Origin of the sequence: Streptomyces sp. NPDC006384, assembly GCF_042870695.1 — a bacterium.
In the GTDB taxonomy this organism is placed as follows: Bacteria; Actinomycetota; Actinomycetes; order Streptomycetales; family Streptomycetaceae; genus Streptomyces.
Window position 1 is genome coordinate 93747 of sequence record NZ_JBIAHR010000015.1, and the last position, 21664, is coordinate 115410.

At 74.1% G+C, this 21664-nt stretch carries 20 protein-coding genes and 1 tRNA gene; 9 read left to right on the forward strand and 12 right to left on the reverse strand.

What is annotated here, in order from left to right; all coding sequences use genetic code 11:
• Window positions 1–5: 5 nt before the first annotated feature.
• Complete coding sequence (locus ACFYOJ_RS21490; RefSeq protein ID WP_356554701.1) at window positions 6–1238, reverse strand: SDR family oxidoreductase; 1233 nt, start codon at window positions 1236–1238, stop codon at window positions 6–8.
• Window positions 1239–2019: 781 nt separating this feature from the next.
• On the opposite strand from ACFYOJ_RS21490, the gene ACFYOJ_RS21495 reads away from it, so the two are divergent.
• Complete coding sequence (locus ACFYOJ_RS21495; RefSeq protein WP_356554700.1) at window positions 2020–3459, forward strand: wax ester/triacylglycerol synthase domain-containing protein; 1440 nt, start codon at window positions 2020–2022, stop codon at window positions 3457–3459.
• A 56-nt stretch (window positions 3460–3515) separates the two neighbouring features.
• Here ACFYOJ_RS21495 and ACFYOJ_RS21500 read toward each other — a convergent pair.
• The 3 genes from ACFYOJ_RS21500 to ACFYOJ_RS21510 form a co-directional block, all read right to left on the reverse strand.
• A tRNA-Pro gene (locus ACFYOJ_RS21500) sits at window positions 3516–3589 on the reverse strand.
• 118 nt (window positions 3590–3707) lie between these two features.
• Window positions 3708–4373, reverse strand: coding sequence for a response regulator transcription factor (locus tag ACFYOJ_RS21505; protein WP_356554699.1), 666 nt, complete (start codon window positions 4371–4373; stop codon window positions 3708–3710).
• Between the two features lie 86 nt (window positions 4374–4459).
• Window positions 4460–6181 carry a histidine kinase gene (locus ACFYOJ_RS21510; RefSeq protein ID WP_356554697.1) on the reverse strand — a complete coding sequence of 574 codons (1722 nt, stop codon included), beginning with the start codon at window positions 6179–6181 and terminating at the stop codon, window positions 4460–4462.
• Between the two features lie 135 nt (window positions 6182–6316).
• Between ACFYOJ_RS21510 and ACFYOJ_RS21515 the strand changes: the two genes are divergently transcribed.
• The 4 genes from ACFYOJ_RS21515 to ACFYOJ_RS21530 all read left to right on the forward strand — a co-directional run bounded on the left by ACFYOJ_RS21515 (window position 6317) and on the right by ACFYOJ_RS21530 (window position 10450).
• The gene (locus ACFYOJ_RS21515; RefSeq protein WP_356554695.1) at window positions 6317–7270 is read left to right on the forward strand and encodes an ABC transporter ATP-binding protein; all 954 of its coding nucleotides are present in this window, start codon (window positions 6317–6319) and stop codon (window positions 7268–7270) included.
• 6 nt (window positions 7271–7276) lie between these two features.
• Window positions 7277–8077: an ABC transporter permease subunit gene (locus ACFYOJ_RS21520; RefSeq protein WP_356554694.1), complete on the forward strand. Its 801-nt coding sequence runs from the start codon at window positions 7277–7279 to the stop codon at window positions 8075–8077.
• 100 nt (window positions 8078–8177) lie between these two features.
• Window positions 8178–9341 carry a Gfo/Idh/MocA family oxidoreductase gene (locus ACFYOJ_RS21525; RefSeq protein ID WP_356554692.1) on the forward strand — a complete coding sequence of 388 codons (1164 nt, stop codon included), beginning with the start codon at window positions 8178–8180 and terminating at the stop codon, window positions 9339–9341.
• 104 nt (window positions 9342–9445) lie between these two features.
• Complete coding sequence (locus tag ACFYOJ_RS21530; protein ID WP_356554691.1) at window positions 9446–10450, forward strand: Gfo/Idh/MocA family oxidoreductase; 1005 nt, start codon at window positions 9446–9448, stop codon at window positions 10448–10450.
• 33 nt (window positions 10451–10483) lie between these two features.
• Here the strand turns inward: ACFYOJ_RS21530 and ACFYOJ_RS21535 are convergent, their stop codons facing one another.
• Genes ACFYOJ_RS21535 through ACFYOJ_RS21550 form a run of 4 tightly spaced genes read right to left on the reverse strand, consistent with a single transcriptional unit; the run spans window position 10484 to window position 14473 of the window.
• Window positions 10484–11386 (reverse strand): sugar phosphate isomerase/epimerase, encoded by a 903-nt coding sequence (locus ACFYOJ_RS21535; protein ID WP_356554689.1) that lies wholly within the window; start codon window positions 11384–11386, stop codon window positions 10484–10486.
• Between the two features lies 1 nt (window position 11387).
• A complete protein-coding gene (locus ACFYOJ_RS21540) occupies window positions 11388–12365 on the reverse strand; it encodes an ATP-binding cassette domain-containing protein (protein ID WP_356554688.1) in 978 nt (325 codons plus the stop codon).
• 6 nt (window positions 12366–12371) lie between these two features.
• Window positions 12372–13454, reverse strand: a complete 1083-nt coding sequence (locus ACFYOJ_RS21545) for an ABC transporter permease (protein WP_356554686.1) — start codon at window positions 13452–13454, stop codon at window positions 12372–12374.
• Window positions 13454–14473, reverse strand: a complete 1020-nt coding sequence (locus tag ACFYOJ_RS21550; RefSeq protein ID WP_356554758.1) for a substrate-binding domain-containing protein — start codon at window positions 14471–14473, stop codon at window positions 13454–13456. The genes ACFYOJ_RS21545 and ACFYOJ_RS21550 overlap by 1 nt, the downstream gene beginning before the upstream one ends.
• 226 nt (window positions 14474–14699) lie before the next feature.
• On the opposite strand from ACFYOJ_RS21550, the gene iolC reads away from it, so the two are divergent.
• From iolC to iolD, 4 genes are read left to right on the forward strand one after another with little or no spacing between them, the layout of a single operon-like run.
• A complete protein-coding gene (gene iolC / locus ACFYOJ_RS21555) occupies window positions 14700–15662 on the forward strand; it encodes a 5-dehydro-2-deoxygluconokinase (protein ID WP_356554684.1) in 963 nt (320 codons plus the stop codon).
• A 13-nt stretch (window positions 15663–15675) separates the two neighbouring features.
• Complete coding sequence (locus ACFYOJ_RS21560) at window positions 15676–16563, forward strand: deoxyribose-phosphate aldolase (protein ID WP_356554683.1); 888 nt, start codon at window positions 15676–15678, stop codon at window positions 16561–16563.
• Between the two features lie 22 nt (window positions 16564–16585).
• Entirely contained in the window at window positions 16586–17479 is an 894-nt protein-coding gene (gene iolB, locus ACFYOJ_RS21565; RefSeq protein ID WP_356554681.1) for a 5-deoxy-glucuronate isomerase, read from the forward strand.
• On the forward strand, window positions 17476–19350 hold the full coding sequence (gene iolD, locus ACFYOJ_RS21570) for a 3D-(3,5/4)-trihydroxycyclohexane-1,2-dione acylhydrolase (decyclizing) (protein WP_356554679.1): 1875 nt from the start codon (window positions 17476–17478) through the stop codon (window positions 19348–19350). The genes iolB and iolD overlap by 4 nt, the downstream gene beginning before the upstream one ends.
• Before the next feature lie 92 nt (window positions 19351–19442).
• Here the strand turns inward: iolD and ACFYOJ_RS21575 are convergent, their stop codons facing one another.
• Genes ACFYOJ_RS21575 through ACFYOJ_RS21590 form a run of 4 tightly spaced genes read right to left on the reverse strand, consistent with a single transcriptional unit; the run spans window position 19443 to window position 21658 of the window.
• Window positions 19443–20303, reverse strand: coding sequence for an alpha/beta hydrolase (locus ACFYOJ_RS21575; protein WP_356554678.1), 861 nt, complete (start codon window positions 20301–20303; stop codon window positions 19443–19445).
• Window positions 20300–21298 carry an amidohydrolase family protein gene (locus ACFYOJ_RS21580; protein ID WP_356554677.1) on the reverse strand — a complete coding sequence of 333 codons (999 nt, stop codon included), beginning with the start codon at window positions 21296–21298 and terminating at the stop codon, window positions 20300–20302. The genes ACFYOJ_RS21575 and ACFYOJ_RS21580 overlap by 4 nt, the downstream gene beginning before the upstream one ends.
• On the reverse strand, window positions 21282–21515 hold the full coding sequence (locus ACFYOJ_RS21585) for a DUF1427 family protein (RefSeq protein WP_356554675.1): 234 nt from the start codon (window positions 21513–21515) through the stop codon (window positions 21282–21284). The genes ACFYOJ_RS21580 and ACFYOJ_RS21585 overlap by 17 nt, the downstream gene beginning before the upstream one ends.
• Window positions 21512–21658, reverse strand: coding sequence for a DUF1427 family protein (locus tag ACFYOJ_RS21590; protein ID WP_356554673.1), 147 nt, complete (start codon window positions 21656–21658; stop codon window positions 21512–21514). The genes ACFYOJ_RS21585 and ACFYOJ_RS21590 overlap by 4 nt, the downstream gene beginning before the upstream one ends.
• Between the last annotated feature and the right edge of the window lie 6 nt (window positions 21659–21664).

Below are 21664 nucleotides of genomic sequence, written 5' to 3' on the forward strand. Positions count from 1 at the left end.
GCGGGTCAGGCGTTCCGGACGGACGGGAGGGCGGCCGCGGGGGCGACCGGTGAACGGGCGCGGGTGCGTCCGGCCGGCGCCCCGGCCGGCAATTCGTCGGGCCCTCCGGCCGGCGTCCGGTCGGGCATCAGGCCGGACGACAGGTAGTCCAGGTCCACCCGCGCGGAGACCGCCGCCGGCCCGAGCAGGGACCGGACCCTGGTGTCGTCGAAGCGTCGGCGGTGGGTGAGATAGGCGGTCAGCCCCGGATAGAAGTCCACCATTTCCTCCAGGTCCGTCGGGGAGTGCGGCTTCTCGGGGACCAGGTCGAAGGAGAACGGGACCAGCCGCTCCAGCAGGGCCGTGATCAGGGACACGGGCACGTCGCGGTCGTGGACGACGTGGTAGGTGTCGACGCCTGCGGAGGGCGTCCGGCCGGCCAGCCGCAGCATGACCTCGGCCGCGTGGTCCACCTGGACCAGGTTCAGCCGGCCGTGCGGATGGCCCACCAGGCGGACCCGGGGCCGGCCGCCAGTCCCGGCCGCGGGCGTGCCGTCGGGGCCGGGTCCCCTGCTGTCGCTGCCGGGGGCCGTGGCGTCCCGTGCGTCGCGCAGGATCCGTTCGACCACCTGGAGGGGGTGCCGGGGAAGGTCCGGATGCGGGGGCAGGTCGGTGACCAGGATGCTCGGCCGCAGCACCACGACCGGGCGGCGGTGCCGCCGCGACCAGGCGTGGATCAGCTTCTCCGCCTCGTACTTGGAGCGTTCGTAGGCGTTCTCGAAGCCGTGCGCGTCGTCCAGCTCGTCCTCGTACGCCACTCCCTCGCGCCGGCGTCCCGCGACGAACGCGGTGCTCACGTGGTGGACCACGGGGCGTCCGCGTGCCGCGGCGGCCAGTTCGAGGACGTGCCGGGTCCCGTCGACGTTGGTCCGGCGCAACTCGGAGAGGTCGCCCTCCAGGTTGATGCTGCCCGCGCTGTGCCACAGCTCGCCGAGACCGTCGGCCAGGTCGCGGAAGGCCCGCGCGGACAGTCCCAGCCCGGGCTGCTCCAGGTCGGTCTCTACCACGCGCAGCCGGTCGGGCAGCGCGGCGACGAACGGCTCGGGCGTGCCGGTCAGCCGGAAGCAACGGGTGATCCGGTGCAGCGCGTCGCCCGACCCGGCGTGGGCCAGGACGGTCACCGTCCGGTGCCGGTCGAGCAGGCCACGTAACAGGCGCAGACCGAGGAAGCCGGTGGCACCGGTGAGGGCGACGTGCATGACCTTGTCTCCAAGGGTTCCGGAAGGGACGGGACCGGTGGGTGCGGTGACGGTGCGCGGTGCGGATGCGCGGGCGGCGGCGGGAGCGGGAGGGCGGGTGGCGGGAGGCGGCCGGTCCTGCGAGGCACGCCCCGAGCAGTCGTGTCGCGCGCGGCCCGCCGGTCCGGGCCGGTGCGGCGGGTGCCCGCCGGTCCCCCGGTTCCCGGCCTCGCCGGGGCTTCCCCTCGGTCCGTTCCCGGCCCGCCGGGCCCGGCGCAAGGCACACAGTGTCAGACGGCGGACGGCGCCGGAGACCCGTTCCCACCGGCCCACCCGAACGGATTACGCACGTCATGACGCCGTGGACGTCGCAGAACGCGTACCGGGCCGGGGAGAACGGGCCGTGCGAGCGCGGCGAGGACGGTCGGCGGGGACGGGCCGCCCGGTGCGCGTGTCCCGCTTTCGGGTGAACTCCTGAAGGGCGGCGGAACGGTGGTGGCACGTCCCGTGTCCACCGGCACAGCGCGCCGCTCCGCATGTGGCGCGGGCGCCGGACACGTGGGCGGGCCCGGCCACTCGCCGCGGACGGATATAAACCGTGCTGATCCCTGCCGGGGGCTGCGCGTTCACCACGGCCGCGACCCGCCGGTGCCGGCGGCTGTGCCCGACCGGTGCCCGCAGGGCCAGTTGTCCCGGCCTGCCGACCGGGACAGCCGGACCACCCGTTCGCCCCACCCCGGTCCACCGCCCGCCCCGGTCCCGCACCCGTCCCGGTCCTCCGTCGTCGTGAAAGGGAGCCCCGTTGCCAGCGTCCGTCCCCTCCCCCCGGTCCGCCGCTCCTTCCCCCTCTCCCTCCCCCGTCTACGACACGCACGCGGTCGACCGCGCGTTCCTCGCCATGGAACGCCGCCGTCCCGACGTCCGCTGGGACGCCGGCGGCATCGCGTATCTGAGCGGTCCGCCCCCGAGCCTCGCGGACCTGCGTGCGTACGTGGCCTTCCGTCTGGTCCGGCTGCCGCTGCTGACGAGCCGTCTGGAGGGCGGTACGCGGCGCCCCCGGTGGCGGCCGGACGCGGACTTCGCCGTCGACCGGCATGTCCACGAAGTGGTCGCCGAGGGCCCCGAGGGATGGGACGCCGCCCTGCACACCGCGCTCAACTCGCCCTTCGCGCCCGGTGCCTACTGGGGTGTGTGGCTGATCCACGGCCACGCGGCCGAGGAGTACGCGGTGTGCCACCGTTTCCGTCACGCCTGTCAGGACGGTGCGGCCGCCGCTACCGCCTTCCGGGCCATGCTGGACGGACGGGAGTTCTCCGCCCGTCCGGTGCCGGAGAAGAGCCGCCCCGCGGATCTGCCCCGGCGGGTGGGCACGGCCGTCGGTCTGGGCGCGGCGTTCACGGCCGGCGCCCTCACCGTCCGCCGCAGGCGTCCGTCGGTCCCCTTCCTGCCCTCGGGGGAACGGCGGCTGTGGCGGGGCCGTGTGCCGACGGACACGCTGCGCCGGATCGGCGCGGCGGCCGGAGGTTCGGCTCATGACGCTCATCTGGCCGCGCTCGCCGGGGCGTTGGCGTCCTGGTCCGAGCGGTCCGGGGTGCGGCTTCCGCGGGTGACGGCGCTGCTGCCCTTCGACGCGCGCCGCCCGGAGGAGGAACAGGCGTGGGGCAACCGGGTGTTCGCCCTGCCGCTGGAACTGCCGGTGCGCGGCGCCCCGGCACGCGGTGTCCTCTCCGGCGGGGACGACGCGGCCCGGTGGCGGCTCGAGCGGGTCACGGCGTCGACCCGGAAACTGCGGAGCGGGCCCTGGCGGCAGGCCGTTCAGGACCTGGTCCGCTGGATGCCGGACCGGCCGACCGAGTGGTACCTGCGCAGGATGCTCTCCCCCCAGGTCACCGACGTCATGGCGACGTCCATGCCGCTCGCCGACAAGGGGACCCTGGGTGACACGCAGGTGACGGACGTCGCGCTGCTCCCCCTGCTCGTGCCGGGGCATCTCCTCGGCGTGGGCCTGTCCTTCTTCGGTGACCGGGCCGGCGTCTCCTTCGTGACCGACCGCGCCCTGCCGCACGGCGAGCTGCTCCCGGAGCTGTGGGAGCGCGCGGTGGGCGAACTGGAGGCCGACGGCGACAACCGGCCGGCGGACGGGAACCGGGCCCCGACCCCGGCCCCGGACACCTCCGCGACCGGCCCCGGTGACCCCACCGGCACCACCGGCACCACCGGCACCACCGGTTCACGGAAATGAGTCGGGGCCTGACGCGTATGTCTCCGCGTCAGGCCCCGAACTGCGACTCTCACGAGTCGGGACGACAGGATTTGAACCTGCGACCCCTTGACCCCCAGTCAAGTGCGCTACCAAGCTGCGCCACGTCCCGGTGCGCGCCGTACGGGTGCCGTGCGGCCCTTCCGTGTGAACGCGCAGGTCAACCTTACCTCATCGCCGGGTGGGACCGCTCCGCCGGCCGCTTCCCTCGGCACGGCCGACGGCGTATGTCAGCTCCGGTCAGCTCCCTCGACCAGCCCCGCCTCGTAGGCGATGATCGCCGCCTGCACCCGATTGCGCACACCCAACTGCTGGAGAACGGCACTGACGTACGCCTTGACGGTGCCTTCGACCAGGTGCATGCGCCGGGCGATCTCGGCGTTCGACAGACCGGCGCCCAGCATGCCCAGAACCTCGCGCTCCCGGGCGGACAGCACGGCGACGCGCTCCCCCGAGGCCGCCGAGCGGGGCGAGGGCGCCCTGCGCAGTTCGGTCATCAGCCGGCGTGCCACCAGCGGGGACAGGCACGCTCCCCCTGCGGCCACCGCACGCACCCCGGAGATCAGGTCCCGGGGGTCGGACGCCTTGAGCAGGAAACCGGCCACCTGCTGGTCCAGAGCCCGCTCGATGTACCGGTCCTCGCCGAAGGTGGTGAGGACGATCACCGCGGTGTCCGGGTTGGTGGTGCGGAGTTCCCCCGCGGCCTCCAGGCCGTCCAGCTCCGGCATCCGGATGTCGAGCAGCGCCACGTCGGGGCGGTGTCTGCGGGCCAGCTCGACGGCCTCGCGTCCGTCGGCGGCCTCGGCGACCACCTCGATGCCCGGCTCGGTGGTCAGGATGGCGCGGACGCCTGCCCGCACGATGGTCTCGTCGTCGGCGACCAGTACGCGGATCATCCGGTCCTTTCGTGATGCTCTCGGTCGTGGCTGTCCGGCATCCGTTTCCGGAGCCCTCGTCCGGAGCGCGCGTCCGGACCCCGTGTTCAGAGTCTGTCCTTGGCCACCAGGACATCATCCGTGAAGCACAGCCGGTACATCGTGCCGGTGAAGTCGAGCAGGCCCTCGCTCGCCCGGTAGTACTCGCACGCGGCGCCCGGCGGAGCGACCGGTTCCGTCAGGGCGGGCGGCGGCTTCCCGATCCGCCGCGACGGGAGCACCGCCTCGAGTTCCGCGCGCGTCTCGCCGACCCGGATGCGCCCGTAGTCCGCGGGTGTGACCGACGTGGTCGCCGAGGTGCCGATGTAGAGGCCGGCGAGGAGGGCCACGATCGCCGTGCCGAGCAGCGCCGGTACGAGCGCGGCCCGCCTGGCGTCGCCGCGCAGCCGGGCCCTGGTGAGCGACAACACCGTCCGCGACGTGCTCCTGTCCGGCCGGTCACCGGCCCACGCGTCCTCGCCCGGTGGGGTTTCCGCGTCCTCGTCCGTACCGACGCCACCGGCCGGCCCCGACTGCCGGCGTGCCGGGGCGGGACCGGCCGGGCCCACCGCGTCGTACCCCGGCGGATCCGGCGTCCTGGGCGGTACCGCCACCGGGCTGTGCGGGAGTCGTGCGTGCACCTCGAAGCCGCCTTTGCGCGGACCGGCCCGCAGGGTCCCACCCGCCAGGCGGACGCGCTCGTCCAGGCCGATCAGACCGGCACCACTGCCGGCGGCGGCCGGGCTTTCGCCGTCGGGCGTCCTTTCGTTGACGACCGACACCACGGTCTCGTCCCGTGTACGGACCACCCGTACGGCGACCGGTGCGCCCGGCGCGTGCTTGGCCGAGTTGGTCAGGGCCTCCTGCACCACCCGGTAGGCCGCGAGGTCGGCCAGTCTGGGCACACCCGGCGCGGGTGCCGCGCCCTCCTCGCGGAAGTCCACCGGCGCGGTCGCCCCCTCGAAGCGGCGCACGAGCTGGGCGATCGACTCGTGGGCGGGCACCAGGGAGGGCCCGGTGTCCTCGCGCAGCAGCCCGACGACCTCGTGCAGCCGCTCGGTGGCGAGGGTGCAGCGTTCCCGTAAGCGGCGGGCGGCGGCGCGGTGTTCGCCGGACAGCTCCTCGGACAGTTCCAGTCCGCCGGCGAGCAGGGCCATCACACTCAGCTCATGGCCCAGAGAATCATGGATGTCCTGGGCGATACGGGACCGTTCCCTGGAGCGCACCTGCTCGGCGACGTAGCGCTGCCGCCACTCCAGTCGCTCGGCGTGCTCCCAGCCCGCGTGGGCCAGCGCGGCACGCTGCCGGCGCCAGTTGCCGGCCCACCACGGCAGCACACAGGAGGCGAACTGGAGCATCAGCAGGCTCAGCGCGTCCTCGGTCCCGGCGAGCGCGCCCACCAGGGCGATACCGGCCGCCGCGGCACCGGCGAACACCACCTGCGCGGGCCAGATGCGGGGCAGCCGCCGGCCGGCGCCCCAGCTCAGCACCGCGGCCGCCACCGCGAGCCACGCACTGGCGCCGAACCATGGCAGGAAGAGGGCGAGCAGCGCCGCAAGCGACAGGGACGCCAGCGGAGCCGCACGCCGTACCGCCACCGCGATCGCGACGACCAGACACGCGGTCAGCCACACGGCCGGGACGGTGGTCGGCACCTGCGTGTCGAGGGCGGAAGGGGCCAGCAGCACGAGGAGCAGCCCGTGGTCGCCGGGCCGGGTGAAGGGCCGGTCTGCGGCCACGTTCCGCAGGAGATGTCCGGTCAGCCGGCGTATGCCCTGCCATCTGTGCATGCCGGAACGCTACAAGAACGCCTCCCGCCCCGGGACCTGCCGAAAGTCAACGTGTTCGCTGCCTTTCGCCAGATGTCCCCGCCGCCCCTCGCTCCCTAGCGTGCCGGGCATGCCATCGGAAGGAGCGACGAGAAAATGATCACGTCGGATCGGCTGACCAAACGGTACGGCGACAAGGCAGCCGTCTCGGACCTCTCGTTCACCATCGCCCCGGGGAAGGTCACGGGCTTCCTCGGACCGAACGGCGCGGGCAAGTCGACCACCATGAGGATGATCGTCGGCCTCGACACACCGACCTCGGGGCGGGTGCTGGTGGGAGGGAGACGGTACGGGGAACTGCGCCACCCGCTGCGCAGGGTCGGCGCGCTCCTCGACGCGCGGGCCTGTCACCCCGGCCGCTCGGCGCACCGCCATCTGCTCGGACTGGCCCGCAGCAACGGCATCCCCGCGTCCCGGGTCGGTGAGGTCCTGGAGACCGTCGGGCTCACGGAGGTCGCCGGGAAGCGGGTCGGTTCGTATTCCCTCGGAATGGGCCAGCGGCTGGGCATCGCCGCGGCGCTGCTCGGCGATCCGGAGGTGCTGCTCTTCGACGAGCCGGTCAACGGCCTCGATCCGGACGGTGTGCGGTGGGTGCGGGAGCTGATGCGTTCGCTGGCGGCCGAGGGGCGGACGGTGCTGGTCTCCAGCCACCTGATGAGCGAGATGCAGGAGACCGCCGACCACCTGTTGGTCATCGGCCGGGGCCGGATACTGGCGGACGCCCCCATGGACGAGGTGATCGCCGGCAGCTCACTGACCGCCGCCCGCGTCCGGACGTCCGAGACCGAAACGCTGGAGCGGGAACTGCGCCGGCACGGCCTGCGGGTGGACCGGGGAGCGGACCTGGAGCCCGACGAACTCATCGTCGTCGGCGCCACCCTGCGGGAGATCGGCGACCTGGCGTTCGCCCACCGGGTCCCGATCCACGAACTCGGTATGCGGCGGGCCAGCCTGGAGCAGGCCTACATGGAACTCACCGCGGACAGCGTGGAGTACGGCGCGCCCGCCCTCTCCCAGACCCTCACGACTCCCAGTACCCCGAAGGCGTGATCCGGCATGACGACGACAACGACCCCCCGTCCCCGGTTCACCGGCCCCGGCAAGGGCGGCGGGTTCAAAGGGGCCCTCGCGTTCGAGTGGACGAAGCTGTGGAGCGTGCGCGCCACCTGGTGGAATCTCGCCGTCGGCCTGCTGCTCACCGTGGGCTTCGCCGCGATGGTCGGCGCGTCGGCCGACGCCAGCGCGAGGAAGGGCATCGACGTGACCGCGCCGGCTCCGCACCACGCGTCGCAGGCGTTCCTCATCTCCCAGCTCACCGTCGTGGTCCTCGCGACCCTGGCGCTCACGGGCGAGTACTCCAGCGGTTCCGTCCGCACCACCCTGCAGGCCGTTCCGGCGCGGGGCCGGATGCTCCGGTCCAAGACCCTCGTGGTCACGGCCGTCGTGGCGGTCGCGGGCTGTGCGTTCAGTGTGCTGGGCACCCTGGTCGCAGCGCCCCTGATGAACGGCCACGGCGACTACACCGGTGGCGAACTGCTCGGCACCGCGCTCGGCGCCGGCGTGTACCTGGCCGCGCTCGCGGTGATGTCGGTGGGGATCGGCAGCGTGCTGCGCAGCGCCGCGGGAACCATCACGACACTCATCATGGTGCTGCTCGCCCTGCCCCCGCTGATGGGTGCCGTCGGCGCGCGGTGGCTGGAGACCGTCTCCGACCACATGCCGAGCGTCGCCGGCACCGTGCTGCTCACCCAGGGCCACGATCCCTACGGTGGCGGCACCGCGCTGCTGGTCCTCGTGGTGTGGTCGCTCGCCTGCTACGCCGCCGGTTCCGCGGTGCTGCGCCGACGCGACGCCTGACCTCGCGCCAGGCTTTGTCCTGTCAAAAGGTTGACATGATGTGGGAGCTCCGCACAGGGTGGGCGGGACAGGACAGGGACCGGCCCGAAGAGGGGCTCTCATGGTGGACGCGCTGGGTGTCGCCGTCGTCGGTTTCGGCTGGATGGGCCGGGTGCACGCGCGGGCGTACGCCCGGGTCCGCCACCACTATCCGCAACTCCCCCTCCGCCCCGAGCCGGTGGCGGTCGCCGAGGAGGTGCCGGGGCGGGCCGAGGAGGCCGCCGCGCAGTTCGGTTTCGCCTCGACGACCCGCGACTGGCGCGAGGTGGCCGCGGATCCCCGGGTCCACGCGGTCAGCATCACCGCCCCGAACTTCCTGCACCGGGAGATCGGTGTGGCGATGGCCGGGGCGGGCAAGCACATCTGGATCGAGAAGCCGGTCGGGCTGACCCTGGAGGACGCCCGCGCGGTGGCCGACGCCGTGGCGAAGGCCGGCGTGCAGGGTGCCGTCGGCTTCAACTACCGCAACGCGCCCGCCGTGGAGGCCGCCCGCGAGCTGATCGCCGCCGGGGAGATCGGCACCGTCACGCACGCCCGCATCCGTCTCTTCAGCGACTACGCGGCTCACCCCGAGGCGGCGCTGACCTGGCGTTACGAGCGTGAGCGCGGCGGCAGCGGGGTGCTCGGCGACCTGGCCTCGCACGGTGCCGACCTCGCCCGGTTCCTGCTCGGTGACATCACGTCCCTGACGGCCGACACGGCGGTCTTCGTACCCGAGCGGCCCCGGCCCGCCACCGCGACGGCCGGACACGCGCGCGCCCCGGGCGGCGGGCCCGGCCCGGTGGAGAACGAGGACTACGTGGGCTGCCTGCTGCGGTTCGCCTCCGGTGCCCGCGGCGTCCTGGAGGCGTGCCGGGTCTCGGTCGGCGAGCAGAACGCCTACGGCTTCGAGGTGCACGGCACGCGGGGCGCGGTGTTCTGGGACTTCCGCCGCATGAACGAGCTGGGCGTCGGTCGCGGTCCGGCCTACCAGGACCAGCCCGTCGCCACGGTCCACGTCGGCCCGGGGCACGGCGAGTTCGCGGCCTTCCAGCCGGGGGCGGCGAACGCCATGGGCTACGACGACCTGAAGGTGGTGGAGGCGTACCGCTTCCTGCGCTCGGTCGCCGAGGGCGTCCCCCACGGCGCCACCCTCCCGGACGCCGTGTACAGCGCGGCCGTGCTGGACGCGATGGTCCGGTCGGCCGGGACCGGGACCTGGGCCGAGGTGCGCGCCGGGACGTGACGACCGTGCCCGGTCCCGGCAGGGCCGGCCGCCGTGCCCGCACCGCACATATCCCGTATATCCCGTATCCGCGACGGCAACCCGTACGAGGAGCAGTGGAGCACATGCGCATCGCCCTTCTCGGCCTCGGCCGCATCGGCGCCTTCCACACCGAGACCCTGTCCGCGCTGGAGACCGTCGACTCGCTCGTCGTCGCCGACCCGTTCGCGGACGCGGCGGAGGCCGCCGCCGCGCGGTTCGGCGCCGAGGTGGCCCCCTCGCCCGGGGCGGCGCTGGCCGCCGGGGTGGACGGGGTGGTGATCGCCGCCGCGACCGACGCCCATCCGGAGCTGATCCTGGCCGCCGTCGAGGCCGGTGTGCCCGTCTTCTGCGAGAAGCCCGTCGCGCGCACCATGGCGGAGGGCGTGAAGGTGCGCGAGGCGGTCGCCGGCCGGGGGGTGCCGGTGCAGATCGGCTACCACCGCCGTTTCGACGCCGGGTTCGCCGCGGCGCGGGCGGCGGTGCGCGGCGGTGAGCTGGGCACGCTGCACACCGTGCGGTCGGTCACGCTGGACCCGGCGCCGCCGCCGGCCGCGTACGTCGCCGCCTCCGGGGGCATCTTCCGGGACTGCTCGGTGCACGACTTCGACGCCGTGCGCTGGGTGACGGGCCGCGAGGTGGTCGAGGTGTACGCCGTCGGCGGCAACCGGGGGGCCGGCTTCATCCGGGAGGCGGGCGACGTGGACACCGTCGGCGCGCTCCTCACCCTGGACGACGGCACGATCGCGGTGGTCTCCAACGGCCGTCACAACGCGCGGGGTTACGACGTGCGCATGGAGATCCACGGTTCCGCGGACTCCATCGCCGTCGGTCTGGAGGACGGTCTGCCGCTGCGTTCGGTCGAGCCGGGCGCGGTCTTCCCGGCCGGTCCCGCGCACGGCTTCTTCCTGGACCGCTTCGCCGCCGCCTACCGTGCCGAGCTCACCGCGTTCACCGAGGTGGTCGCGGGCGTCCGTCCCTCCCCCTGCACGGTCGAGGACGCGCTGGAGGCGGGCTGGATCGCCGAGGCGTGCGCCCTGTCGCTGCGGGAGCACCGCCCGGTGACGGTGGCGGAGGCACGGCGGGCCTGAGCGGGGAGGGCCGGATGCCCCGGGTGCCCGCCGTCAGGCTCCGCAGGAGCGCAGGAACCTGCGGGTGCGTACGGCGACGGGCAGGGGCCTGTCGGGCTCGCAGGGGTACATGTCCTGCTCGACGATGGCGAACAGGTCCACGCCCAGTGCCTGGGCGGCCGTGAGCACCGGGCCGAGCTCCGGCACGCCGGAGGGCGGCTCGCACATCACCCCGCGCCGCACGGCCGGCCCGAACGGTACGCCGTCCGCGCGCACCTCGGCGAGGATCTCCGGGTCGACCTGCTTGAGGTGGAGGTAGCCGATGCGCTCGCCGTAGGTCTCGATCAGCTTGACGCTGTCGCCGCCGCAGTAGGCGTAGTGCCCGGTGTCCAGGCAGAGGTTCACCAGGCCGGGGTCGGTGGCGTCGAGGAGGCGCTCGACGTGCTCCTCGGTGTCGATGTGGGTGTCGGCGTGCGGGTGGACGACGATGTCCAGGCCGTAGGTGTCCCGCACCCGGCGGCCGAGGCGTTCCATGCCCCGGGCCAGCTCGGTCCACTGCTCGCCGGTCAGCTCCGGCGGCTCCAGGATCTCGGCGGTCCGGTCGTCGCGCCAGAAGGACGGGATGACGACGAGGTGCTCCGCGTCCATCGCCCGGGTGAGGGAGGCGACGCGGCCGGCCTGTTCCCAGGCGCTCTCCCACTCGGAGGGGCCGCGGTGCAGGCCGCAGAAGACGGTGCCGGCGGAGACCCTGAGGCCGCGCCGGGCCACCTCGTCGGCGAGCCGGGCCGGGTCGGTGGGGAGGTAGCCGTAGGGGCCGAGCTCGATCCACTCGTAGCCGGCCTCGGCGACCTCGTCCAGGAAGCGTTCCCAGGGGACCTGCCGGGGGTCGTCGGGGAACCAGACGCCCCAGGAGTCGGGGGCGGAGCCGACGCGGATGCGGTCGAGTACCGGGGGCATGTCAGGCCTTTCCTTCGGTGGACGCGGTGGTGTCGTCCCCGGCGGCGCCGGGCGCGGGGACGGACGGCTTTTGGCCGGGGGACGCCGCCGTGCCGGCCCCGTCCGTCCGCGCCGGTCCGTGCTGCGCCAGTTCGTGTTCGAGCGCCGCGAGTTCGGCGCCGCCCGCCATGTGGTGGACGAGGTCCTCGAGGGTGATGTCCGCGCGGTCCGCGCTGAGTTCGAGGGTGCCCAGGCGCAGGACGCCGAAGTGGTCGCCGACCAGGTGGGCGTGGTGGGGGTTGTGGGTGACGAGGACGACGCCGAGGCCGCGTTCGCGGGCGGCGGCGATGTAGCGCAGGACCACGCCGGACTGTCTGACGCCCAGGGCGGCGGTGGGTTCGTCCAGGACGAGGACGCGGGCGCCGAAGTACACGGCGCGGGCGATGGCGACGCACTGGCGCTGGCCGCCGGAGAGGGTGCCGACGGGCTGTTCCAGGTCGTCCAGGACGATGCCCATGGTGCGCAGTTCCTCGTCGGCGGTCCGTTTCATGCGGGCGATGTCGAGGCGGCGCACGGGCCAGGGCCCCTTGGTCATCTCGGAGCCGAGGAAGAAGTTGCGCCACACCGGCATCAGCGGGACGGTCGCGAGGTCCTGGTAGACGGTGGCGATGCCGCGGGCGAGGGCGTCGCGGGGGCCGGTGAAGCGCACCGGTTCGCCGTCGACGAGGAGCTCGCCCTCGGTGTGCCGGTGCAGTCCGGAGACGATCTTGATGAGGGTGGACTTGCCGGCGCCGTTGTCGCCGAGGACGCAGGTCACCCGGCCGGGGCGGACGGCGAGGTCGACGCCGTGCAGGGCGCGGACGTGGCCGTAGGACTTTCCGGCGCCGCGCAGTTCGACGAGCGGCCGGTCCGCGCCGGGCGGGCCGTCCCGGAGGGCGGCGCCGTGGGCAGCGGCCTCGTGGTCGCCGGTGCGGCCGGTGCCGGGTGTCCTGCTGGTCATTTCCGATCACCTCCGGGTCGCCGCGCGGCGGACCCACAGATTGACGAGGACGGCACCGAGAAGCATGACGCCGAGGAAGGCCTTGAACCAGTCGGGGTTCCATCCGGCGTAGACGATGCCCTGGTTCACCATGCCGAACATGAAGGCGCCGAAGACCGGGCCGACGGCGGAGCCGTGGCCGCCGGTGAGCAGGCAGCCGCCGACGACGGCCGCGGCGATGTAGATCAGCTCCTGGCCGACGCCCTCGCCGGACTGCACGGTGTTGAAGGAGAACAGCTGGTGCATGCCGGCGAACCAGGCGCCGAAGCCGACCGTCATGAACAGCGTGATCCTGGTGAAGGTGACGGGGACGCCGACCGCGCGGGCGGCCTCCTTGTCGCCGCCGACCGCGAAGACCCAGTTGCCGTACCTGGTGCGCAGCAGCACCCAGGTGGCGAGGGCCGCGAGGACCAGCCACCACACGACGGTGATCTTCACCTGGACGCCGCCGACGCCGAAGGACGAGGCGAAGAGCGCCCGGGCCTGGCCGAAGCCGTCCATGTCGCTGATGTCGTCGGTGGCGACGTTGCCGGTGACCAGCTTGGTGACGGCGAGGTTGCCGCCCTGGAGGATGAGGAAGGTGCCGAGGGTGACGAGGAAGCTCGGCAGTCCGGTCCGCACCAGCACCCAGCCGTTGAACGCGCCGATGCCGAGGGAGAGCGCGAGGGCGGCGAGCACGCCCACCCAGACGTTCATGGTCAGCTGGTAGCTGACCATGCTCGCGGTGAGCGCCGAGGTGACCACGGCGACACCGGCGGACAGGTCGAACTCGCCGCCGATCATCAGCAGGGCGACCGGCAGGGCCATGATGCCGATGGTGGACGACTGGTAGAGGACGGTCGCCAGGGCGCCGCCGTCGCGGACCGCGGGCGCGGCGATCAGGAAGAAGACGAGCACGGCGACGGCGCCGAGGAGGACGCCGACCTCGGGCCGGGCGAGCAGCCGCAGCGCGAGCGGGCGCCGCCGGGTCCGCCCGTCGACGGGGCCGGGGCCGGGGCCGGGGCCCGGCGGTGCGGTGACCGCCGGACCGGCCCGGTGGGCCGCGCTCATCACCGGGTGCCCTTCGCGGCGTACCCGGCGACGGCCTCGACGTTGGTCTTGTCGACGAAGGCCGGGCCGGTCAGCACCGGCTGCTCGCCGCCGCCGCTGTAGTTGCCGTTGTGCTCGTAGAGCCACAGGCCGTCGACGGCCAGGTAGCCCTGGAGGTAGGGCTGCTGGTCGACGGCGAACTCGACGGTGCCCTTCTCGATGGCACCGGTCAGTTCCCTGTTGAGGTCGAAGGTGACCACCTTCGCCCTGCCGCCCGTCTCCTCGACCGACTGCGTCGCGGTCATCGCGAAGGGCGCGCCGAGCGTCACGAGGTGGTCGACGGCGCCGTCCTGCTTCAGCTTCGCGGTGATCGTGGACTTCACCGAGGGCATGTCGGCGCCGTTGACGTAGAGGTTCTCGATCGTCCCCCCGAAGGTCTTCCGCACGCCGTCGCAGCGCTGGGTCAGTCCGACGTTGCCCTGCTCGTGGACGACGCAGACGGCGTTCTTCGCGCCGTCCTCGTTCAGCCGCTTGCCGAGCGCCTCGCCGGCCACGGTCTCGTCCTGTCCGAAGAACTGCAGCAGGCCGAGCTCCTTCCAGTCGGCGAGGCCGGAGTTGAGGCCGACGACGGGTATGCCGGCCTGCTCCGCCTTGCCGAGGACGGCGCGCAGGGCGTCCGGCTTGGCGAGGGTGACGGCGATGCCGTCGACCTTCTGGTCGATGGCGTTCTGCACCAGGCTGGCCTGGTTGCCGGCGTTGGGGTCGGCGGAGTAGACGAGTTTGACGTTGTCCTTGGCGGCGGCCGCCTCCGCGCCCTTGCGGACGATGTCCCAGAAGGTGTCGCCGGGCGCCTGATGGGTGATCAGGGCGACGGTCATGCGGGGGGTGTCCGCCTTGCCGGCGGGGGCGCCGGAGTCCTTCTCGTCGGCCTTCTTTCCGCCGGAGCCGCTGGAGCAGCCGGCGAGGGCCAGCGCCGTCGCCGCGGCGAGGGCCAGGACCGGGGCGAATCTGCGGGAGCGTGCGTACGGAGAGCGGACCATCATCCTGCACCTCACTGTGCGACGGGAGCCGTGCGCCGGACCGGAGGAGAACGGCTGTTGCGCTGGGACCGGATACAAGTCCTCGGGAGGCCCGGTGTCAATGCTTTGTCCAGACATGACCCTGTCGGCAGGTCCGTATGTCCGTACAAAGTGTTGACACGGTCGTTCCCGGGTCATACACCTGGGAGGCGGCAGACCCCCGCCCCGAGCCCGAGGAGCGACGCACATGCCCGAGCCGGACCGGCATCTCGACCTGATCACGATGGGGCGCATCGGGGTCGATCTCTATCCCCTGCAGACGGGCGTGCCGCTGGCGGAGGTCGAGACCTTCGGCAAATTCCTCGGCGGTTCGGCGGCGAACGTGGCGGTGGCCGCCGCCCGTCTGGGCCGTGCCGCCGCCGTCATCACCCGCACGGGGGACGATCCGTTCGGCGGCTATCTGCGCCGGGCCCTGAAGGAGTTCGGCGTCGACGACCGCTGGGTCGCGCCGGTCGCCGCGTACCCGACGCCCGTCACCTTCTGCGAGATCTTCCCGCCGGACGACTTCCCCCTCTACTTCTACCGCCGCCCCAAGGCCCCCGACCTGGAGATCCGCCCCGGGGAGCTGGACCTCGACGCGATCCGCGCGGCGCGCGTCTTCTGGGTCACCGGCACCGGGCTGAGCGAGGAGCCCAGCCGTACGGCCACCCTGACCGCCCTCGCCCACCGCGCCAAGGCCGGCGTCACCGTCTTCGACCTGGACTGGCGTCCCGTGTTCTGGACCGACCCCGGTCAGGCCCGCCCCCACTACGCCGAGGCGCTGCGGCACGCGACCGTCGCGGTCGGCAACCTCGACGAGTGCGAGGTCGCCACGGGCCTGCGGGAGCCGCACGCGTGCGCCGAGGCGCTGCTGGCGGCCGGGGTGGAGCTGGCCGTCGTCAAACAGGGCCCGCAGGGCGTCCTCGCCGTGCACCGCGACGGCCGGACGGCCGCGGTGCCCCCGGTCCCCGTGGAGGTGGTCAACGGCCTCGGCGCGGGCGACGCGTTCGGCGGTGCCCTCTGCCACGGCCTGCTCGCCGGCTGGGAGCTGGAGCGGACCGTGCGGTACGCCAATGCGGCCGGCGCCCTCGTCGCCTCCCGTCTCGCCTGCTCCTCCGCGATGCCCACCGGGGCGGAGATCGACGCCCTCCTCGCGCGGGCGATCCCCTGAACGGAGCCTTGCCGTGTCCCTGAGCATTCCCGACCTCACCGCGGTCAGGGCCCGCCGTCCGGAGGCCGTCGCCGAGGCGGCCGCGCGCCGGGCGCGCCGGCCGCTGATCGGCGGCTCCGGCCGCCTGATGATCGTGGCCGCCGACCACCCGGCGCGCGGCGTGCTCGGTGCCGGCGGCCGGCGGCTGGCCATGGCCAACCGGGCCGATCTGCTGGAACGCCTGTGCGTCGCGCTGTCGCGGCCCGGTGTCGACGGGGTGCTCGCCACCGCCGACGTGCTGGAGGACCTGCTGCTGCTCGGGGTGCTGGAGAACAAGGTCGTCGTGGGTTCGATGAACCGCGGGGGTCTCGCCGGGGCCGTCTTCGAGATGGACGACCGTTTCACCGGCCACCGCGCGGAGGACCTCGCCCGGCTGCGCTTCGACGCGGGCAAGCTGCTGCTGCGCGTCGACTACGACGACCCGGGCTCGCTGGCCACGCTGGAGTCCGCGGCCCGCGCGGTCGACGCCATGGCGGCGCACCGGCTGCCGGTGTTCGTGGAGCCCTTCGTCTCCCGCCGGACCGACGGCCGGATCCGCAACGACCTGTCCGCCGAGGCCGTCGCCCGGTCCGTCGCCATCGCCTCGGGCCTGGGCGGCACCTCCGCCTACACCTGGCTGAAGCTCCCCGTCACCCACGACCCGGACGACATGGGCGCGGCCCTGGAGGCGTCCACGCTGCCCGTCGTCCTGCTCGGCGGCGACACGGGCACCACCGCCGCGGACCAGGCCGCCGCCTACGAACGCTGGCGCAGGGCGCTCCGGCTCCCCACCGTGCAGGGCATGGTCGCCGGCCGCTCGCTGCTCTATCCGGCCGAGGGCAGCGTGGAACAGGCCGTGGACACGGCCGTCGGACTGCTGTGAACGACGAGGAGAGGACGGGGAGATGACGTACCACCTTCCGGCGGGCAAGGCCGCGCGCGGCCCCTACGCCGTGGACGTGACGCCGGAGAGGGCCGGCTGGGACCATTCCGCGCTGCGCGTCCTGCACCTGCCGCCCGGCGGCGGCCACACCTTCGACAGCGGCGACAGCGAATGGATCGTCCTCCCGCTCGGCGGCGGCTGCACGGTCTCCACGGCCGGCGGCTCCGGGCAGGACACCTTCGAACTCCACGGCCGCCAGGACGTGTTCAGCGCCGTCAGCGACTTCGCGTACGTGCCGCGCGACGCCCGTACGACCGTGACCTCCGCGGGCGGCGGCCGGTTCGCGCTCGCCGGCGCCCGCTGCACCCGGCGCCTGCCCGCCCGCTACGGCCCGGCGTCGTCGGTGCCGGTGGAGCTGCGCGGCACCGGGAACTGCTCGCGGCAGGTCAACAACTTCGGTGCGGCCGGGGTGTTCGCGTGCGACAAGCTGATCGCGGTCGAGGTCCTCACCCCGGGCGGCAACTGGTCGTCCTTCCCGCCCCACAAGCACGACGAGCACCGCCCCGGCGAGGAGTCGGTGCTGGAGGAGATCTACTACTTCGAGTTCGCCGCCCACGACGGCGTCCCCGGCCTCGGCTACCAGCGCGTCACCCCCTCCGGGCAGGGGCGGGGCACGGACGTGCTGGCCGAGGTGCGCGACGGGGACGTGGTCCTGATCCCCGACGGCTGGCACGGGCCGTCCATGGCCGTCCCCGGCCACCACATGTACTACCTCAACGTCATGGCGGGCCCGGAGGCCGGACGCGCCTGGCTGATCCGCGACCATCCCGACCACGCCTGGATCCGCGACACCTGGCCCGGGCAGCCGGCCGATCCCCGGCTCCCCCTCTGCACCGCACCGGAGAGGTCCGCATGAGCGCCGCCGTCACCCGCCGACTGACCACCGCCCAGGCCCTGGTGCGCTTCCTGGCCGCCCAGTACACCGAACGCGACGGCGTACGGCGCCGTCTGATCGCCGGCACCTGGGGCGTCCTCGGCCACGGCAACGTGGCCGGGATCGGGCAGGCGCTCGTCGAGTACGCCGACGTCATGCCGTACCACCAGGGCCGCAACGAACAGGCCATGGTGCACGCGGCCGTCGGGTACGCCCGCCACCTGAACCGCCTGTCCGCGCAGGCGGTGACGACGTCCATCGGCCCCGGCGCCACCAACCTGGTCACCGGCGCCGCCCTCGCCACCATCAACCGTCTGCCGGTCCTCCTGCTCCCCGGCGACTACTTCGCCTCGCACGCCGCCGACCCGCTGCTCCAGCAGCTGGAACACCCGTCCGAGGCCGACGTGTCCGTCAACGACGCCCTGCGCCCCGTCTCCCGCTGGTTCGACCGCGTCACCCGCCCCGAGGCCCTGATCGCCTCCGCGCTCCGGGCGATGCGGGTGCTCACCGACCCGGCCGAGACGGGCGCGGTGACCCTGGCACTCCCCCAGGACGTGCAGGCCGAGGCGTACGACTGGCCCGAGGAGTTCTTCGCCGACCGCGTCTGGCGCGTCCGGCGACCCGCGCCCGACCCGGTGGAACTGGCCGAGGCGGTGCGGGCGGTCCGCGCCGCCGAACGCCCGCTGATCGTCGCGGGCGGCGGGGTCCACCACAGCGAGGCCGAGGAGGCCCTGAAGGCGCTGGTGGACGCCACCGGCATCCCCGTCGCCTCCACCCAGGCCGGCAAGGGCTCCCTGCGCCACGACCACCCGGCCGACCTCGGCGGCATCGGCCACACCGGCACCGCCGTCGGCGACGAACTGGCCCGCACCGCCGACCTGGTGATCGGCGTCGGCACCCGCCACACGGACTTCACCACCGCCTCCGGCACCCTCTTCCGGCACCCGGACGTCCGCTTCCTCAACCTCAACGTCACCGCCTTCGACGCCCACAAGCTCGCCGCCCGCACCCTGGTCTGCGACGCGCGCACCGGCCTCACCCTGCTGACGGACGCCCTCGCGGGACACCGGGTGGCGCCGGCGTACGAGGCGGAGTACCGCGCCGGCAAGGAGCGCTGGGAGCGGATCGTGACGGCCGCCCTGACGGCGGACGACGACAACGCCGTACCGGCGCAGACGCATGTGCTGGGCGCCCTGGACGCGGTGGCCGGCGACGAGGACGTGGTGATCAACGCGGCCGGTTCCCTCCCCGGCGACCTGCACAAGCTCTGGCGGGCCCGCTCCCCGCGCCAGTACCACCTGGAGTACGGCTACTCGTGCATGGGCTACGAGATCCCGGCCGCGATCGGCGTGCTGCAGGCGGCGCCCGGCACCCCCGTGTGGGCGCTGGTCGGCGACGGCACGTATCTGATGAACCCGACGGAGATCGTCACCGCCGTCCAGGAGGAGCTGCCGGTCAGGCTGGTCCTCGTGCAGAACCACGGCTACGCCTCCATCGGCGGCCTGTCCGAGTCGGTCGGCGCCGAGCGCTTCGGCACGGCGTACCGCCACCGGGCCGCCGACGGCTCCTTCACCGGCGCCCCGCTCCCCGTCGACCTCGCGGCCAACGCGGCCAGCCTCGGCATGGAGGTGCTGCGCGCCAAGACGGTGCGCGAGCTGCGCGAGGCGCTGGCGACGGCCCGCGCCGCGACCCGCCCGGTCTGCGTGTACGTGGAGACCGACCCCGCGCCGGCCGCCCCCGGGGCCGAGGCCTGGTGGGACGTTCCGGTGGCCGAGGTGTCCGCCCGCCCGGCCGTCGCCGCGGCCCGCGCCCGGTACGAGCGCGCCGTCGCCGACCGCCGCCGTCACCTCTGACGCCCGGCCGGGCGCCGAGGCACCGGCGGCCCGCGTCCCGCCGAAGTGCGCCCGCTCTCGAAGGAGTTCGCGGGAGCGGGCGCACCGGGCGGTCACCGCGTGCGGCTCCGCGCGAAATCGAGAGAGTCGGCGAAGCAGCGTGCGACGTCCGCCTCGGAGGCCCCGATCCACAGGTGGTCGGCGCCGGGGACGGTCCGGAGTTCCACCGCGGCGCCGGCCGCCTCGAGGGCGGACGCCAGGGCCTCGCCCTGGGCGACGGGGATCACGGAGTCCTCGGCACCGTGCAGGATCAGGAACGGCGGGGCGCCCGGTCCGACCCGGGCGGCCGGGCTGGCAGCGCGGGCCAGGTCCGGGACGCCGGCGGCGGGGGCGCCGAGCAGGGCCGCCTCGGGGGTGTACGCCGGCGCGGCGGTGAGGTCGCTCGGGCCGTACCAGACGACGCAGCCCCGCGGGGCCGGGTCGGCGGTGAGCGCGAGCAGGGCGGCGAGGTGACCGCCCGCCGACTCGCCCCAGACGACGGTGCGTTCCGGGTCGACGCCCAGCTCGGCGGCGCGGGTCCGCAGCCAGGCCAGCGCCGCGCCGAGGTCGTCGAGCTGGGCGGGGAAGACCGCTTCGCCGCTGAGCCGGTAGTCGGGACAGACGACGGCGAACCCGGCGCGGACGAGGCGGGCGAAGGGGCCGGGCCGCCAGGCGCGGAAGCGGGGCCCCAGGGTGTCGCGCAGCCCGGTGCGCCAGGCGCCGCCGTGCAGGAAGACGATCACGGGCAGCGGGCCGCCGACCGGCTCCTCGGGGAGCCACACGTCGAGTTCCAGGGGCCGGGCGCCGTCGTGCGCGGCGTACGGGACGGCCCGCAGCAGCCGGACCCCGTCGGCGGGGTGCGCGGCGGGCGGCAGCGGCAGTACTGCGGGGTCGGGCGGGGCGAGGTGGGAGGCGAGCCGGGGATGCACGGTCACTCCCCCGGCGTCCGGGCCGGGCGGCCGGCCAGGCGGGGCAGCAGCCGGTGGGCGTTGGCCGTCGTCAGGGACCGCCAGCTGCCGGCGCCCGCCGGGACCGGGGCCGCGTCGACGGTGGCGACGTGGGCGTCCACACCGTGCGCGGGCGTCCAGCAGTAGTCGCTGCCGTACAGCAGCCGGTCGGGGTCGACCAGGGAGAGCAGCGCGGGGACCTGGCGCGGGAAGGCGGGGCCGGCGATGTCGTAGTGCAGGCGCCGCAGTTGTTCCACGGCGTCGGGGGCGTCGCCGGCCCGGTCGGGCAGGAAGAGCTTCATGAAGCCGTTGATGCGGTCGGCGAGGACGGGCAGCGCGCCACCGCAGTGCGGGACGATCACCTCGAGGCCCGGGTGGCGTTCCAGGGTGCCGGCCATGAGCAGGTCGGTGACGGTGCGGGCGGTGTCGAAGATGAACTCGACCATGGGGCGCGGCCGTCCGAGCGCCGACTGCTCCCAGCACACGGGCGAGGTGGGGTGCAGGAAGACGACCGCGCCGCGGCGGCCGAGTTCGGCGAGGACGGGTTCGAGGCGGCTGTCGCCGAGGTAGACGCCGTGGGTGTTGGTCTCCAGGACCACGCCGTCCGCGCCGAGTTCGTCGAAGGCGTACGCGATCTCCGCGAGGGTGCCGTCCACGTCGGGAAGCGGCAGGGAGGCGAAGAAGCCGAAGCGGCCGGGGTGTCCGGCGGCGGTCCGGGCGGCCTCCTCGTTCATCTCGCGGGCGAGGCGGCGGGCGGCCGCGTCGTCGCCGAAGTGCACTCCGGGGGACGAGACGGAGAGGATCGCGGTGCGGATGCCGGCCCGGTCCATGATCTCCAGGTGCGCCTCGGCGGACCAGGACGGCCAGGCGGGCACGCCGTCGGGCAGTTCGTGGCCGGCGGCCTTCGCCTGCCGTACGTAGGAGTCGGTGACGAAGTGGGCGTGGACGTCGACGAAGCCGGTGCCCTCATCGGGTACTGCCATGGGCTTCTTCCTTCCGGATGTGTTGTCTCGATGCGGTGATCCGGTCGCGCCCCCAGGTGACGGCGCGCTCGCCCAGGACGATGCCGAGCAGTCCGGTCAGTCCGATCAGGGGCGGGGCGGGCGAGGTGATGCCGAGGGCCCAGTAGACGACGCCCATCAGCAGCCCGGCCCCGAGGCTGACGGCGGGGGCGCGCAGCCGCATGAGCCGGGACTTCACAGCGCCCCCGGCAGGGCCTGGCCGGCGAGCATGCCGAGCAGGCCGAACAGGGCGACCGGCGGGGGCGCCGGGGACCTCACCTTCAGGGCGGCGTACAGCGCGCCCACGAGAGCGCCGGCCAGCAGCGCCTGTACGTACGCCATCGCGGG

Bases quoted from the DNA above. Each gene is read 5' to 3' on its own strand.
- ACFYOJ_RS21535 (WP_356554689.1), bottom strand. From the start codon at position 11,386: ATGCCCCCGGTACTCGACCGCATCCGCGTCGGCTCCGCCCCCGACTCC.
- ACFYOJ_RS21505 (WP_356554699.1), bottom strand. From the start codon at position 4,373: ATGATCCGCGTACTGGTCGCCGACGACGAGACCATCGTGCGGGCAGGC.
- ACFYOJ_RS21530 (WP_356554691.1), top strand. From the start codon at position 9,446: ATGCGCATCGCCCTTCTCGGCCTCGGCCGCATCGGCGCCTTCCACACC.
- iolC (WP_356554684.1), top strand. From the start codon at position 14,700: ATGCCCGAGCCGGACCGGCATCTCGACCTGATCACGATGGGGCGCATC.
- ACFYOJ_RS21590 (WP_356554673.1), bottom strand. From the start codon at position 21,658: ATGGCGTACGTACAGGCGCTGCTGGCCGGCGCTCTCGTGGGCGCGCTG.
- ACFYOJ_RS21550 (WP_356554758.1), bottom strand. From the start codon at position 14,473: ATGGTCCGCTCTCCGTACGCACGCTCCCGCAGATTCGCCCCGGTCCTG.
- ACFYOJ_RS21490 (WP_356554701.1), bottom strand. From the start codon at position 1,238: ATGCACGTCGCCCTCACCGGTGCCACCGGCTTCCTCGGTCTGCGCCTG.
- ACFYOJ_RS21520 (WP_356554694.1), top strand. From the start codon at position 7,277: ATGACGACGACAACGACCCCCCGTCCCCGGTTCACCGGCCCCGGCAAG.
- ACFYOJ_RS21515 (WP_356554695.1), top strand. From the start codon at position 6,317: ATGATCACGTCGGATCGGCTGACCAAACGGTACGGCGACAAGGCAGCC.
- ACFYOJ_RS21580 (WP_356554677.1), bottom strand. From the start codon at position 21,298: ATGGCAGTACCCGATGAGGGCACCGGCTTCGTCGACGTCCACGCCCAC.
- ACFYOJ_RS21525 (WP_356554692.1), top strand. From the start codon at position 8,178: ATGGTGGACGCGCTGGGTGTCGCCGTCGTCGGTTTCGGCTGGATGGGC.
- iolD (WP_356554679.1), top strand. From the start codon at position 17,476: ATGAGCGCCGCCGTCACCCGCCGACTGACCACCGCCCAGGCCCTGGTG.
- ACFYOJ_RS21545 (WP_356554686.1), bottom strand. From the start codon at position 13,454: ATGAGCGCGGCCCACCGGGCCGGTCCGGCGGTCACCGCACCGCCGGGC.
- ACFYOJ_RS21510 (WP_356554697.1), bottom strand. From the start codon at position 6,181: ATGCACAGATGGCAGGGCATACGCCGGCTGACCGGACATCTCCTGCGG.
- ACFYOJ_RS21540 (WP_356554688.1), bottom strand. From the start codon at position 12,365: ATGACCAGCAGGACACCCGGCACCGGCCGCACCGGCGACCACGAGGCC.
- iolB (WP_356554681.1), top strand. From the start codon at position 16,586: ATGACGTACCACCTTCCGGCGGGCAAGGCCGCGCGCGGCCCCTACGCC.